At 60.3% G+C, this 15432-nt stretch carries 13 protein-coding genes; 2 read left to right on the top strand and 11 right to left on the bottom strand.

Annotated features, from left to right (window positions below; translation table 11 throughout):
* Positions 1–8: 8 nt before the first annotated feature.
* Positions 9–1271 (top strand): Gfo/Idh/MocA family protein, encoded by a 1263-nt coding sequence (locus FHT86_RS25575; RefSeq protein WP_133708858.1) that lies wholly within the window; start codon positions 9–11, stop codon positions 1269–1271.
* Positions 1272–1314: 43 nt separating this feature from the next.
* On the opposite strand, the gene FHT86_RS25570 is transcribed toward FHT86_RS25575, so the two are convergent.
* The 4 genes from FHT86_RS25570 to FHT86_RS25555 form a co-directional block, all read right to left on the bottom strand.
* Positions 1315–1902, bottom strand: a complete 588-nt coding sequence (locus tag FHT86_RS25570) for a hypothetical protein (protein WP_133708859.1) — start codon at positions 1900–1902, stop codon at positions 1315–1317.
* Between the two features lie 101 nt (positions 1903–2003).
* The gene (locus FHT86_RS25565; RefSeq protein ID WP_183868904.1) at positions 2004–3029 is read right to left on the bottom strand and encodes a hydroxyacid dehydrogenase; all 1026 of its coding nucleotides are present in this window, start codon (positions 3027–3029) and stop codon (positions 2004–2006) included.
* Positions 3026–4882: a DUF2264 domain-containing protein gene (locus FHT86_RS25560; RefSeq protein ID WP_133708860.1), complete on the bottom strand. Its 1857-nt coding sequence runs from the start codon at positions 4880–4882 to the stop codon at positions 3026–3028. The genes FHT86_RS25565 and FHT86_RS25560 overlap by 4 nt, the downstream gene beginning before the upstream one ends.
* Before the next feature lie 42 nt (positions 4883–4924).
* On the bottom strand, positions 4925–5947 hold the full coding sequence (locus tag FHT86_RS25555; RefSeq protein WP_133708861.1) for a LacI family DNA-binding transcriptional regulator: 1023 nt from the start codon (positions 5945–5947) through the stop codon (positions 4925–4927).
* Positions 5948–6108: 161 nt separating this feature from the next.
* On the opposite strand from FHT86_RS25555, the gene FHT86_RS25550 reads away from it, so the two are divergent.
* Complete coding sequence (locus tag FHT86_RS25550) at positions 6109–7404, top strand: ABC transporter substrate-binding protein (RefSeq protein WP_133708862.1); 1296 nt, start codon at positions 6109–6111, stop codon at positions 7402–7404.
* 78 nt (positions 7405–7482) lie between these two features.
* Here FHT86_RS25550 and FHT86_RS25545 read toward each other — a convergent pair whose 3' ends face one another.
* The 7 genes from FHT86_RS25545 to FHT86_RS25515 form a co-directional block, all read right to left on the bottom strand.
* A complete protein-coding gene (locus FHT86_RS25545; protein ID WP_133708863.1) occupies positions 7483–8343 on the bottom strand; it encodes a 5'-nucleotidase, lipoprotein e(P4) family in 861 nt (286 codons plus the stop codon).
* 307 nt (positions 8344–8650) lie between these two features.
* Positions 8651–10381: an ABC transporter substrate-binding protein gene (locus FHT86_RS25540; protein WP_133708864.1), complete on the bottom strand. Its 1731-nt coding sequence runs from the start codon at positions 10379–10381 to the stop codon at positions 8651–8653.
* A 128-nt stretch (positions 10382–10509) separates the two neighbouring features.
* Positions 10510–10797, bottom strand: coding sequence for a DUF2160 domain-containing protein (locus tag FHT86_RS25535; protein WP_133708865.1), 288 nt, complete (start codon positions 10795–10797; stop codon positions 10510–10512).
* 12 nt (positions 10798–10809) lie between these two features.
* Entirely contained in the window at positions 10810–11682 is an 873-nt protein-coding gene (locus tag FHT86_RS25530) for a carbohydrate ABC transporter permease (RefSeq protein ID WP_246779662.1), read from the bottom strand.
* Between the two features lie 47 nt (positions 11683–11729).
* Positions 11730–12602, bottom strand: a complete 873-nt coding sequence (locus tag FHT86_RS25525) for a carbohydrate ABC transporter permease (protein WP_133708867.1) — start codon at positions 12600–12602, stop codon at positions 11730–11732.
* Positions 12603–12604: 2 nt separating this feature from the next.
* On the bottom strand, positions 12605–13675 hold the full coding sequence (locus tag FHT86_RS25520; RefSeq protein WP_133708868.1) for an ABC transporter ATP-binding protein: 1071 nt from the start codon (positions 13673–13675) through the stop codon (positions 12605–12607).
* A gap of 15 nt (positions 13676–13690) precedes the next feature.
* Entirely contained in the window at positions 13691–14773 is a 1083-nt protein-coding gene (locus FHT86_RS25515; protein WP_133708869.1) for an ABC transporter ATP-binding protein, read from the bottom strand.
* Positions 14774–15432 lie beyond the last annotated feature (659 nt).

Below are 15432 nucleotides of genomic sequence, written 5' to 3'. Positions count from 1 at the left end.
GGAAAAACATGCCGTCATTGAAGAAACGCTACGCCCTGGTCGGCACGGGCAATCGCGGCGCCACCATGTGGGGCAAGGATTTGGTCGAGCGCTGGAGCGATGAGGTCGAGCTCGTCGCTGTCTGCGATCTCAACGCGATGCGGGCCAAGCGCGCGCTGGACTATATCGGCGCTTCGGTGCCCGTCTATACGGATTTCGACGAGCTGCTGCGGGTCGAAAAGCCCGACCTTGTCATCGTATGCACCCGCGATTCCACCCATGACGACCTGATCGTCAAGGCGCTGGAAGCTGGCGCCAATGTCATCAGTGAAAAGCCGATGACGACGACAGTCGGCAAGATCAAACGCATCCTCAATGCCGAAGCGCGCACCGGCAAGCGGGTCGACGTCTCCTTCAACTATCGCTTCGCTCCGACGGCGGCGAAGATCAAGGAGCTCATCAACTCCGGCGTCATTGGCGATGTCACGTCAGTTGATTTTCATTGGTATCTGGATACCAGTCACGGCGCCGACTATTTCCGTCGCTGGCACGCTTTCGTCGAAAATTCCGGCAGTCTCTTCGTCCACAAGGCGACACACCATTTCGATCTTCTGAACTGGTATCTCGATTCCGATCCGGAAACGGTATCTGCCTTTGCCGATCTCAAGCACTATGGCCGCAAAGGCCCTTTCCGCGGCGAGCGCTGTCGCACCTGTCGGTACAAGGACGAGTGTGATTATTATCTCGATATCAGCGCCACGCCGCTGCTCGAAAGCCTCTACGAGGATCCGTCCAAGGTCGACGGCTACGTCCGCGACGCCTGCGTCTTCCGCGAGGACATCGACATTCCCGACACGATGGTCGCCTCGATCCGCTATCGCAACGGCGTCAACGTCTCCTATTCGCTGAACACCTACATGCCGATCGAAGGTCACCATATCGCTTTCAACGGGCACAAGGGCCGCATCGAGCTGCGACAATACGAAAAGCAGCATTGGACGACGCCGCCGGCCGACGAGATCGTCGTCATGAAGAATTTCGGCGATGTCGAGCGCATCTGGGTACCCTACTCCTCGGGCGGTCACTATGGCGGCGACGATCGGTTGCGCAACATGCTGCTGCGTTCCGGGCCGAATGACGAGCTGAGACAGCGCGCGGGCTCACGCGCAGGCGCGCTCTCGGTTCTCTGCGGCATCGCGGCATTGGAAAGCAGCCGGACAGGCCATCAGGTGTCGATCGCCGACATATGGGGCAAGGACGATGGGCTCAACCTGCTCGAGGCCCGACCCTAGAGCGGCTCTGTCTTTACTTTAGCGCCAGACCTCGAGCGCCGCCTCAATCGCAATTGCGCAGCTGCGAGGCATAGAGCGTCGACATGCTGGCGACCTTTTGCGCTGTGCGCTGCAGATCGGCATTGCCGCGCCAGCTTCCCCGCTCATAGCCCTTCCAACCGACATAATAAGCCAGGTAAAGATTATAGGGATCGTTCAATGCGATGCCGTTACGCTCATGGCTTTGGGCGTGATACCAGCCGATGAATTCGATCGCGTCGGAGAAGTCGGTGCGGCGCGCACCCCAACGGCCCGTATCGCGTTGATAGTGATCCCAGGCACCGTCGAGCGCTTGCGAATAGCCATAGGCGGTGGAAGGCCGTGTCCAGGGAATGAAGCCGAGCAGCTTCGTGCGCGGCGGCCGGGCGCGCGGCTGGAAGCCGGATTCGGCATAGATCGTCGCCATCAGGATCGGCACTGGCACGCCGTACTCCCGCTCCGTGCGTTCAGCGGCGCGCTGCCAATTGTTGAACCAGCCGTCGCGCTGATCGAAGATCGCGCAGACATTGCGGGTATGGGATGGAGCCGTGGCACAGCCCGCCAATACTCCAAGCAACAACAACGCAGCGATAGATACGATACGGGTACGCATGACTAGAACCTCTTTGCTGAAGAGATTGCTAGCCCAGAATGATTAAAAACGGGTTTTCCGCGCGTGCCGAAATGGGGCGGTTTGGTGATGATTCCGAGGCTTTACGCCATGCGCGCCAGGTCGTCGCGACGGATTCCGTAGATCAAGGGCTTGCTCTCGACGAAGCGGATGACTTCCTCCACCGCCATCTCGCCGAGGCGAGTGCGTTCGAGGCCGATGGCACCGGCGATATGCGGCGTCAGGAAGACATTCGGGAGGTCATAGAAGGCGGAACTTGCCTCCGGGATTTCGGGATCGGTGACGTCGATGATCGCGTCGATGCGACCGGTTTTCAGCGTCGCGAGCAGAGCTGCCTCATCCACCAGCGCGCCGCGCGCGGTGTTGATGAAGGTCGCGCCCTGTTTCATCAGCGATAGGTTGCGGGCGCCGATCATACGCCGCGTCTCGGGCAGTGAAGGGGCGTGCAGCGAGACGATGTCGGAGCGCGCCATCAAGGCGTCGAGTTCAGTTTTCTCGGCGCCGAGACGCCGTGCCTCGGCCTCATCGACCATCGGATCGCAAAGCAGGATCTTGTAGTCGAATGGCGCGAGCAATTCGATCACCCGCCGGCCGATGCGCGATGCGCCGATGATGCCGACCGTTCGGCCGTAGTTGCCCGTGGCTTCGCTCTGCATCGGCTGCGTGCGTCCGCGATGACGGTCGGCAACATAGACGTCGCGGAAGCGGAAGACCTGCTTGCCGGCGAAGATGATGGCGGCAAGGGTAAATTCGGCGACGGGCAGGGCATTGGCCTGCGCTGCATGGCTTACCAATATGTTTTTGTCGAACAGGCTATCCTCGATCAGACCCTTTACGGTTCCGGCGGCATGCGCCAGCAGCTTCAGATGCGGTGCCTGCGCCAACACGGCAGCGTCGATATGTGGCGAGCCCCAGGAGGTGATCAGGATCTCCGTCTCGCCAAGTAGCTTTCGCGCTCTTTCGTCGTCAAAACGTTCCATCGGCACGGCGTCGAGCACGCGGCCGACCGTATCGAGGCGCTGTATCAACTCAGGCGTCAGGACATGCTGCGTGCGTGCGGACTGCATGGCGAAGGCGATGGTGGGGCGGCCTGGGGCAGATTGGATCATGCCAGCCGTCCCGGCGCCTTGATGGCACTGACGGTGACGCCCTTTTCGACGATCAGCGCGCGCAAGGCATCGAGATCGGGTTTTCCCGGTGGCTTTGTCCAGGCGCCGGAGACGGCGGCGGGGTCGCGCTCGGCGAGGACGGCGGAAACAAGAATGGTTTCGCCGGCCGGGATTGTGCCGCGCAGTTGCGGTACCAACGTTTTGGCGACGATCAGATTGGTGTTCGGCGGCGCTTTCTGTGCCAGGCCGTCACGGGGTACAGTCGAGCCGAGATCGAGAATGCCGCTGAAATCCGCCTCGCCGACAACATAGGCCGCGCCTTTCTGTGAGGAGAGCGTATCGGCCTCCAAATCTCGCCGGGCAATGGCAAAACCGCCTTCAGCGGTCTGCAGTGGTCGCGGCGTGACGATCTTGTGCAGGCGGACATGCCAAGGCGCCGCGGGGATAAGCCAAGTTTCGACTGTGACATCGGACCAGGGCGACCACTTGGCGTAAAGCGTGTCGCCGGCGAGCTTCGCCTCCTCGTTGGCTTCACGGACGCGGTAATGCAGGCCGTCGTCGCTGAAGGCGAGCATGCTGTCGAAGGCGCCGCCGCCAAAAGCGCGTTCGTCGCTTTCGACGCTGAAACCGTAGCGGGCGGAATAGGCGAATTTGGCATATTTCTCCGGCCCAAAGCGCATCTGCAAGTTTTCCTGGCCGGAAGACAGCGCCACGACATCCGCTTTGCTATGCATCATCACCATGCCGGGGTGCTTGAGCGGCACGACCGCCGGTTCGGCAACATACGGCTTTTCCTCGGCGGTCCAAAAGGGATGCGTCGCGGAGAGCGCTAGCGGCAGGAAGGCCTTGAAGGCCCAGTAGGGGGAGCCTGAGGAATTGTAGTTTTCCGACATCAGCAGGTTGGGATAGCCGTAGCCGATTGGCAGGGTGCCGTCGCGATTGGTGATCGGCTTATCGGCCCACCAGCGCAGGTGCCGCAGGCAGAGCCCCTTGATTTCGCCCCAGGGCAGCGCTTCGACATCGGCAAAGGCGAGCGCCGACCAGAAGCCGGCGCAGGCGAAGCGGTAGGTCAGGCTGCGGCCGAAAGGCACGGTGGCGCCATCAGGCGCGAACCAGTGGCGGAAATCCCTGGCGAACAGAGCTGCGCGCTCGCGGTAGCGCTTGGCGCGGTCGTCGTCGACAAGCTTGGAATAGATCAGGCCGTAGAAATGCATCGCGAAGGGAATGTAATGATCGATACGCCTGACATTGCCATCGCGGTACCAGCCATCGGCGATATAGAGCCCGTCCAATTCCCTGAGATAGTCCTCCGTCAGGCTGCGATCGAACTCGGCACCCAGCCGGTCGAGGGCGATATCCACGAGGACGCGGAAGAATTTCCAATTGTTGTCGGCATAGTCGAAGGTGCGGGCATGCTTGAGATAAGTGATCAGATTGCTGCGGGCTCTGCTGTCGAGCGGTTCCCAGATCTTTTCGGGTACCAGAGCAAGCGCAAAGCCCAGGGCGGCAAGTTCGACCATGCGCTGATCGCGGCTGTTGACGGTGCCCCAATATTCCGGATGGCTGGGATCGACGCCATTGGCGATCCCTTCGGCATAGCGGTCCCAATGGGCAAAATCATCGCCGCCGGCACAGAGCGGTGCGAGGCCCCAGAGTGGACGGGCGAAACCCTCGAGATCGGCGGCAGCGCGGTCGAAATGCGCGCCCGCAGCATCGATGCGAACGCGGGCATTGCCTTTCGAGAAGTAAGGCAGAAGCGGATAGAACAGGTCGATCAACGCGCGGCGCATATCGGCGCGGTTTTCCAACGGATTGCCGGCGAGCGGGTTGGTGCTGGCGGGGTCGTAGATCATCGGTCTGGCTCTTTTTCGGTCGTCGCCGCTAAAGACGCGGGCTCAGGTTTCGGGCGGGATGGTACCGCCGGGGACGGGAATGACGGCATGGCAAACTTGGCGCGCGGGCGCCTCGCGGTCGCGAAAACGGGCGGTCATCAGGCCGATGGCTTCGCGCCCGATCGCGTCGCGGTCGACGCGCATGGTGGCTAGGCGTGGATTGGTCATCAGCGCACACGGCAGGTCGTCGAAGCCGATAACAGCGAAATCGTCCGGCACGCGCAGACCGGCTTCGAGTACCGCTTCGAGCACGCCAACCGCGACGAAATCGTTCATGCAGAAGGCCGCGGTAAAACCGCGATCATCAGCAAGGGCGGCGATGGTAGCGGCATGGGCTTCCGCGCTGGCGCTCCCCTGGAACGTCAACGGCACGAGCCGACCTTCGCCACCTTCGATAGAAGCAATCGCTGCTTCAAAACCACGGGTGCGCTCGAGGATCGTCTGGCGATGCGAACCGGTCAGATGCAGGATGCGGCGATGGCCGGCTTCGATCAGCCGGCGCGTCGCCGCATAGGCGCCAAAGAAATTCGAGGGGGAGACGCCATCGAAGCGCAGTCTCGAATCGGTGCCGTTGACGAGCACGACCGGCGTGCCGCTGTCCTCCAGCCAGATGCGCAGCTCGTCGGATGGATCGATACCGACGAGAAATAGACCCTCGGCGCCGGCCGTCTGGAGATATTCCTTGATATGATCGGGCGCTGTCCTTGCTTCACGGACGAGGCGTATGTCGAAAGGCATGCCACGTTCCGCCGCGCCGGCACGCAGGCCCTCGACAATGCCCTCATAGAAGACGCTCAGGCCGCCCGTGACGCTGTCGCTGGCGATCAACGCCAGCGCGGCGGGTACGGCTTCTGCTGCCTGTTTCAAGGGGTAGCCGAGATCGCTCGCCACTTTGAAGATCTGTTGGCGGATCGTATCGCTGATCCCAGGCTCGTTGGTCAGCACCCGCGACACCGTTGACACGGAGACGCCGGCCCTGCTGGCGATATCGGCTTGCCTGACACGTTTGGATCGAACTTCACTCATGTCGCAATACTTCTGCAAATCATGCAAATTTGCAAGAAAAAGATTGTTTATTGCGTTCTGCAATAGAATTGCATATCTTCGCATCGAACTTATCCGCAGGAGGCGTCGGGAGATCGTCGCGGATAGCACGCTATAGGCATCGCAAGAGAAGGAGGAATCTCATGCGCATGAATCGCCGTTCATTTATGATTGGAACTGCCGGAGCCGCCGCGGGCCTCGCTTTTGGTGCAGGCGGATCTCTGCCTGCTTTCGCCGACTCGACGCAATTGCGGGCGATGTGGTGGGGTTCGGCCGATCGCAACAAGCGTACGGTCGCTGTCGCCGAGCTGTTTCACACCAAGAATGCCGATATCTCCGTTGTTGGCGAAAGCATCAGCGGCGACGGCTATTGGACCAAACTCGCGACGGCGATGGCCAGCCAGGACATTTCCGATGTCTTCCAGCTCGAGCCGAGCACAATATCGGACTATTCGAAGCGTGGCGCCTGCCTGGCCCTTGACCAGTTCGTGCCCTCGACGCTGAAGGTGGACAGTTTCGGCAAGGACGTGCTGAAGCTGACGACGGTCGACAACAAGCTCTATGGCATCGGCCTCGGGCTTAATTCCTTCGCGCTGTTCTATGATGAGGACGCATTCAAGAAGGCCGGCTTGACGCCGCCTAGTCCGACGACGACCTGGGCTGAATATGCCGACCTTGCCGTGGAAATGACCAAGGCATCCGGCAAGCGCAGCTATTGGGGCGGCCCTTACGGCGCGCGCTACAACTACGTCTTCGATGCCTGGCTGCGCCAGCGCGGCAAGAGCCTCTACACGGATGAGGGCGGTCTCGGTTTTGGCGTAGATGACGCCAAGGAATGGTACACCTATTGGGAAGATCTGCGTCAGCGCGGCGGCACCGTCTCGGCGGACGTGCAGACGCTCGACCAGAATGTCATCGAGAGCAACTGCCTGGCGCTCGGCAAATCGGCCATGGGCATGGCCTACTCCAACCAGCTCGTCGGCTACCAGCTCGTGGTCAAGAGCAAGCTCGCTATCACGCTTCTGCCGCGTGAAAAGAAAGACGGCCCCTCGGGCCATTACTATCGCCCGGCTCTGATCTGGAGCGTAGGCGCCACCACCAAGAATGGTGAAGCGGCCGCGAAATTCATCGACTTCTTCGTCAATGATATCGATGCCGGCAAAATTCTTGGCGTCGAACGTGGCGTGCCGATGTCACCTGCAGTACGCGCCGCCATCCTGCCGACGCTCAATCCGACCGAGCAGCAGACGGTGAAGTATGTCGATCTCTTGAAAGATCAGGTTGGCACCTATCCGGCGCCGGCGCCGCTCGGTTCGACCGAATTCGACCAGAACGTCATGCGCCCGGTTGCAGATCAGCTCGCTTTCGGCAAGATCACGGTTGCGGAAGCAGCGCAGAAGCTGGTGGACGAGGGGAAGGCAAAGTTGAAGAAGGGGTAATTGATAGCTGGCTATGGTGATGATCAGGTGAGCTCGGCTTTGCCGGAACTCACCTGATATGCATTCGTCGAAGAGCGCTTATTTCCCGTCCCACGGCTTCAGCGCATCGTGTTTCATCTGGCGCTGCTGTTCCGGCGAAAGCTTGTAGTCGCTGTGATAGGGCGCACTTTCGAACGAGCCGTAGGTCGGATTGGCGATGGCGATCCAGTCATGGCCGAAATGGGCGGCGTCAGCCTCGAAGACCTTGTCGCGTTCCTCGACTGTGCCCTTGTAGTCGTCGGTGAAGTCACCGAGATTATCGCCGAACATCAGGAGAATGCGGTAGTTCTTGGCGATGAAGGCGCGGCGTGTGCCCTTGGCCGAGCCCCAGTCCGGTTGCTCCTTGGCACTGAGGAAGGTGTCGACGTTGTCGCCCATCGGAAAGCCGAAGCGTTTCATTTCCTCGACGGTCGGCTTCTCTTCGTCGGCTGTGCGGTTGGTGACATAGAACACCTTCACGCCTTTCGAAGCGGCATATTGGGTGAACTCGACGGCACCCGGGATCGCAACGTCCCGCTCGGCGTTGACGTATTTGTTCCAGCTGTCCGGCGTAAAGCTGGTGCTGTTGATCACGTTCCATGCCTGGTAGGGCGAGGTGTTCAGGACGGTATCGTCGACATCGAGGATAATGGCGGGCGGCAGGTCCTGAAAGGCTCCTGTCTGTTCGGCCGGCGCTGCCGTCCAGCTCTTGTCCGCCAGCGCCTCGTCGAGCCGGTAGTGGGCGAGCGCATAGGCGCCCAGCGCATTGGCCTTGGCTTCGACCGAGGTTTGATCCCAGAGAACCGCGTTGAGATTGTCGTCGGGCATGGCTGTTGGCAGATCGGCGGCCAAAGCCGGCAGGGCGGCGGCGAGGCCGATGGCGGTGACGAGCGCCCGGCGCCCTAAATATCCGTTTCTCACGCTGTTCTCCTTATGAAATCACAGAAAATCCATGAATCATATCAACGGCTTCAGCTGCGCGCTGATATCATGATCCGGATAAGGATAGTTTGCGCTCGAGTGAAATGTGTCAAGTGTATGACAGTTGCGTGACGGCTTCTTTTGCCGATTTTCTGCTTTTGGTTCCAAACCCGCCAACGGCGAAGTCAATGGTGGGCTCCATGCCGTTGAGATGTGCCTCGAAATGCAGGTTTGCCAAGCCATTCGCGACAAAAAAATGCCGGAGCCCTTTCAGGCTCCGGCATCCGCATCTCGTCATGGCCGCGGCCTATTTCTTCGCGTCCGCCCAGCTCTTGACCAGTTCATCGTAGTTGATGGTAACCGGCTTTTCCTTCTCGTTTGCGACCTTCAACTGTGGAGCGAGATGGCCGTTCTTGACGGCATCGGCGTTCCAGTAGGCGAGATCATGCTCCTCGGCGAGCTTCGGACCGATGTCGCCCTGAACGCCGGCGCGTTCCAGGCGCTGCAGGACCCGCTCCTGATCGGCGCATAGGGCATCCATGGCGCCCTGCGCATCCTTCGCGCCGGATGCGGCGTCGCCGATCGCCTGCCACCAGAGCTGCGCCAGCTTCGGATAGTCCGGAACGTTAGTGCCGGTGGGCGACCACTGGACGCGTGCGGGCGAGCGATAGAACTCGATGAGGCCACCGAGTTCCGGCGCACGCTTGGTGAAGCTCTTGTCGCGAATGGTGGATTCGCGGATGAAGGTGAGGCCGACATGGCTCTTCTTCACATCCACCGTCTTTGAAGTCACGAACTGCGCATAAAGCCAGGCGGCCTTGGCGCGGTCATCGGGAGTGGATTTCATCAGCGTCCAGGAACCGACGTCCTGATAGCCGAGCTTCATGCCGTCCTTCCAGTAGACGCCATGCGGCGAGGGCGCCATGCGCCACTTCGGCGTGCCGTCCTCGTTCATGACCGGCAAGCCCGGCGTGACCATGTTGGCGGTGAAAGCCGTGTACCAGAAGATCTGTTGGGCGACATTGCCCTGCGCCGGAACCGGACCGGATTCCGAGAAAGTCATGCCTTGCGCTTCCGGCGGTGCATAGGCCTTCAGCCAATCGAGATATTTCTGGAGGGAGTAGACGGCTGCCGGGCCGTTGGTGTCGCCGCCGCGCGCGACGCAAGAGCCGACCGGGCGGGAGTTGGCGTCGACCTTGATACCCCATTCGTCGACCGGCAGACCGTTCGGCAGGCCCTTGTCGCCGTTGCCGGCCATGGAAAGCCAGGCGTCGGTGAAGCGCCAGCCGAGCGACGGGTCTTTCTTGCCGTAATCCATATGGCCGAAGACCTTCTTGCCGTTGACATCGCGGCCGGTGAAGAACTCGGCGATATCCTCATAGGCCGACCAATTGACCGGCACGCCGAGATCGTAGCCGTATTTGGCCTTGAAATCGGCCTTGTTCTTCTCGTCGTTGAACCAGTCGTAGCGGAACCAATAAAGGTTGGCGAACTGTTGGTCGGGAAGCTGATAGAGCTTCTTGTCCGGAGCGGTGGTGAAGCTGGTGCCGATGAAGTCGGCGATGTCCAGGTCGGGATTGGTAACGTCCTTGCCTTCATTGGCCATCCAGTCGGTCAGGTTGCGCACCTGTTTGTAGCGCCAATGGGTGCCGATCAGGTCCGAATCATTGACCCAGCCGTCATAGAGGTTCTGGCCGGTCTGCATCTGTGTCTGGATTTTTTCGACGACGTCGCCTTCCTGGATGACGTCGTGGGTGACCTTGATGCCGGTGATGGCGGTGAAGGCCGGCGCCAGAACCTGTGATTCATATTGGTGCGTCGTCAAGGTTTCCGAGACCACCTTGATCTCCATGCCCTGGAAGGGCTTGGCCGCATCGACGAACCATTGCATTTCCTTTTCCTGGTCGGCGCGCGAGAGTGTCGAGAGATCGCCGATCTCCTTGTCCAGGAATGCCTTGGCTTCGTTCATGCCGGCGTGGGCCGACCCGGCCAGAGCCAGCAGCACGACTGCCGTTGTTGTTAAGAGATGCCGTCGCATATATTCCTCCCTACAGGTTGCGAGTGCATTGTCAGACGGCCAGACCCCCCGGCCATCTGTATCGACTTGTCTTACTGCGCCGCTTGCCTATCGATGGGCAAAGGACGCGGTAACTCTTTGAAACCATGCTAGACCAGGCGGAAAACGCCGATGGCGTAAACCACGGAAATGGCAAGAGCCCACCAAAGGCTGGGCCCTCCCAGACCCAACCAAGCGATATGAATGAAAGCGGCGCCGAGGAGCGAGACGAACAGCCGATCGCCGCGCGTCGTTTCGAAATGCAGGATGCCGACGCGGGGATGGCCACCGGGCGAAAAATATTCCCAGACCGCCATGCCGATCAGAATTACCAGGATCGTCACGAAGAACAGCACCGTCGGCAACGTCCAGGCCATCCAGGAAAAATCGGTATTCATGGCGGGTTCCTCTTAGACGCGGCCGAGTGCGAAGCCCTTGGCGATGTAGTTGCGGACGAAATAGATGACGAGCGCTCCGGGGATCAGCGTCAGTACGCCTGCCGCCGCAAGCAGGCCCCAGTCCATGCCGGCGGCCGAGACCGTGCGCGTCATGATGGCGGCGATCGGCTTGGCGTCTGTTGTCGTCAGGGTGCGGGCGATCAGGAGTTCGACCCAGGAGAACATGAAGCAGAAGAAGGCGGCGACGCCGATGCCGCTTGCGATCAACGGAATGAAGATCTTGATGAAGAAGCGGGGAAACGAATAGCCGTCGATATAGGCCGTTTCGTCGATCTCCTTCGGCACGCCGGACATAAACCCTTCGAGAATCCAGACGGCCAGCGGCACGTTGAACAGGCAATGTGCCAGCGCCACCGCAATGTGAGTGTCGATCAGGCCGAAGGCCGAATAGAGCTGGAAGAAGGGCAGCGCGAAGACAGCCGGCGGCGCCATGCGGTTTGTCAACAGCCAGAAGAAGACATGCTTGTCGCCGAGGAAGCGGTACCGCGAGAAGGCGTAGGCTGCTGGAAGGGCGCAGGCAACCGAGATCACCATGTTCATGACAACGTAGGTGATCGAGTTGATATAGCCCTTGTACCAGGACGGATCGGTGAAGATGATGGCGTAATTGCGCAGCGTTGGCTCGTGCGGATAGAACGTCAATCCGCTGACGATCTCCTCATTGGTCTTGAAGCTCATGTTGACGAGCCAGTAGATCGGCAAGAGCAGGAAGATAATGTAGAGCGTCGGCACCAGCCAGGACCAGCGCCCTTCCTCGCCATGCCGGCGCATCGGCTGTGTGCCGGTCGTGGCGGTAACGCCGGCGACCGGGCTGGAAGCCGCCATCTTGTTCATGGCGGTATCGCCTGCGGAGGTCGAAAGAGGTTTGCCGCTCATCGCGTCGCTCCCGCATCATAATTGGTCATGACGGTGTAGAAGATCCAGGACAGCAGAAGCACGATCAGGAAGTAGATGAGCGACATTGCCGCCGCCGGGCCGAGATCGAACTGGCCGAGAGCTATCTTGACGAGATCGATCGACAGGAAGGTCGTCGAGTTGCCGGGGCCGCCGCCGGTAACGACGAAAGGTTCGGTATAGATCATGAAACTGTCCATGAAACGCAGGAGCACGGCGATCAAAAGCACCCTGTTCATCTTCGGGAGCTGGATGTAGCGGAAAACGGACCAGCGCGAGGCGCCATCGATCTTGGCGGCCTGATAGAAGGCGTCGGGAATGGAAGCGAGGCCGGCATAGCAGAGCAGCACGACGAGACTGGTCCAGTGCCAGACATCCATGATGATGATCGTCATCCAGGCATCTGCCGGGTCGGATACGTAATTGTAGTCGATGCCGAGGCCGACGAGGACATAGCCCATCAGCCCGATATCGCTGCGGCCGAACACTTGCCAGATCGTCCCCACCACATTCCACGGGATAAGCAGCGGCAGGGCCATCAGCACCAGGCACACCGGCACGCCGATACCCTTCTTCGGCATGTTGAGGGCGATGAAGATGCCGAGCGGGATCTCGATCGCCAGGATGATGAAGGAAAAGATCAGGTTGCGGAACATGGCGTCCCAGAAGCGGCTGGAATGAAGAATCTCCTCGAACCACTGTGTCCCCGCCCAGAAGAAGACGTTGTTGCCGAAAGTATCCTGCACCGAATAGTTCACCACCGTCATCAGCGGAATGACGGCCGAGAAGCCGACCAGCAGCAAGACGGGGATGAGCATGAACCAGGCTTTGTTGTTCCAGGTCTTGTCCATCATCAGGCTCCCATCTCGACGCGCCAGGAGTTCGCGTAGATATTGATACCGGCGGGATCGAAGGCGATGTGCGGTTCGGCCGGGACGGTCTGATCCTCGCCGATGATTGCAACGATATCCTGGCCGTCCAGCTTGGCGCGTACCACCTTGCGGCGGCCGAGATCTTCGACCTGGGTGACCGTGGCTGGGATTCCTTCGCGGCCGAGGCGGACAAATTCCGGTCGTATACCGAGTTCCGACCGGCCTTCGCGCCGCTCGATAGGGGCACCGGGGAGGATGATGGTGCGGTCGCCGAGCCGCGCATTGCGGCCATCGATTTCGACCGGCATGACGTTCATGCCCGGTGAGCCGATGAAATAGCCGACGAAGGTGTGGCGCGGCCGCTCGAACAGGTCGTTCGGCGTGCCGATCTGCACCACCTCGCCGTTGTACATCACCACCACCTTGTCGGCGAAGGTCAGCGCCTCGGTCTGGTCGTGGGTGACGTAGACCATGGTGAAGCCGAACCGGCGGTGGAGCTGCTTCAACTGCGAGCGCAGCACCCATTTCATATGCGGGTCGATGACCGTCAGCGGTTCGTCGAACAGGATGGCGCTGACATCGGAGCGCACCAGGCCACGGCCGAGAGAGATTTTCTGCTTGGCATCGGCCGTCAATCCCCGCGCCTTGCGATGGGCACTGTCGGAGAGGCCGATCATCTCAATGATTTCATCGACCTTGCGCTTCACGTCGGCTTCCGGAACGTGCCGGTTGCGCAGGGGAAAAGCGAGGTTTTCATAGACCGTCATCGTGTCGTAGACGACCGGAAACTGGAAGACCTGGGCGATGTTGCGCTCCTGCGTCGACAGTCTGGTCACGTCCTTGCCGTCGAAGAGGATGCGGCCTTCCGAGGCGCGCACGAGACCGGAAACGATATTGAGCAGAGTGGTCTTGCCGCAGCCGGATGGCCCGAGCAGCGCATAGGCGCTGCCGTCCTCCCAACTGTGATGGACTTCCTTCAGCGCATAGTCGGCATCGGATTTGGGGTGATCGTTGTAGGCGTGTCTTATATGGTCCAGGTCGATGCGTGCCATTGGCCGTGTCTCTCCTCAGGCGGCCCGTTGCAGGGCGGGTGTGACGGCGGCGCCGTTGGTGTCGAACACCATGATGTGGCGCGGGTCGATGTAGACATCGATCGAGTCGTCAACATCGATGTCCTCGACGCCCTGGATCAGCATGACCCAGCGCCGATCGGCGAAATCGATGTGGATGAAGCTTTCCGAACCGGTGATCTCGGTCACCATCACCCTTGCCGGCGCCGCGACGGCCTCGGATGTCTGTGGTTTCAGCGCTAGATGGTGCGGCTGGAAGGCGATTGTGTAGGGGCCGTCCGGCTGGGCTTCGAGGCCTTGCGGCACGGGCAGACGCATATTGCCATTCAGCACGAAGAGGTTGCCGCGCTTGTCGAGCGAGATCGTGTTCAGCGGCGGATCGGCGAAGGTGACGGCAGTGATCAGGTCCTTCGGCCTGTGGAAAACATCGATCGTCGGTCCGAATTGCGTGATCCGGCCCTTCGACAGGGTTGCGGTATTGCCGCCCAAAAGCAGTGCTTCCGACGGTTCGGTCGTGGCGTAGACGTAGATAGCGCCGGATTCGGCAAAGATTTTCGGCAGTTCGGCGCGCAGTTCTTCGCGCAGCTTATAGTCGAGATTGGCGAGCGGCTCGTCGAGCAGCACCAAGCCGGCATTCTTGACGATGGCGCGGGCAAGCGCTGTGCGCTGCTGCTGGCCACCGGAAAGGCTAAGCGGCAGGCGGTCGAGGAAGGGACCGAGCCGCAGGAGATCGGCCGCTTTCTTCACTTCGCGGTCGATCGTCGCCGCATCGGCACCGTTGAGGCGCATCGGCGAGGCGATATTGTCGTAGACGGTCATGGCGGGGTAGTTGATGAATTGCTGGTAGACCATGGCGACGTTGCGGCGCTGCACGGGTACGCCCGTTACGTCGACGCCGTCGACATGAATCGTGCCCGAAGTCGGCTTGTCCAGCCCTGCCATAAGCCGCATCAGCGACGTCTTGCCCGAAAGCGTCGGTCCGAGGAGGACATTCAGCGTGCCGCGCTGCAGCGTCAGGTTCGTTTCGGCGATATGCGTTTCGCCGCTGACAGACTTCGACACGTTTCTGAGTTCAAGCACGATATGCTCCTTCCATGCGTCGTATAGTGACGCTGCGACGGACTGCCGGCCGCGAGGCCCGTTTGTACCCATTGGGCAGCGATCCGGAGGATATGACCCTGCCGCGATCGTTATGTCTTCACTGAACGATGCCCGATGCCGAAGCCGGCTCGGGCATGGGCGCCTAATGCCGCGTCACTTCGATAAACTCGCAGCGGCGGTATGGTCGTGAGGAAGTGGGTTGCTTCAATCTGGATGTGAAGGATTCGCGATGGAACAAGCCATGGCTGATATGGTTTGGAGCGCGTAAAGTGGAAGCGTGCCTTCCCTTTGCAAGGATGCAGCCGGTGCGCTCCATGGAACTGCGGCTCACACCGCAATCGATGACATCTATGCCGTCGATTAGACCTTTGGACAATTGTACCTCCCCCGTTTCGATTTCTACCCCTCACGCGAAAACCGAAACTAGAATGACGATAAATGAAGCCAAAGGAATGTCAAACGAAAATTGGGTGGGTCTCGGTTTCCAACCGAAACTCATCTTGAGGCACATATTTTCGGAAGCAATGACGCAGCCGGTAAGCGATTGATCAGGATTGAAATTGGCCGAAAATCCGCCTTTGAACGTAGAAAGCCGAGACGGCGGTTTTGCACCGCGCGCTCGGCTTTCCCTTTGTGAA

It is taken from the genome of Rhizobium sp. BK313 (assembly GCF_014193655.1).
In the GTDB taxonomy this organism is placed as follows: Bacteria; Pseudomonadota; Alphaproteobacteria; order Rhizobiales; family Rhizobiaceae; genus Rhizobium.
Note: the sequence above shows the minus strand (reverse complement) of the source record. Positions and strands in the feature narration are given on the sequence as shown.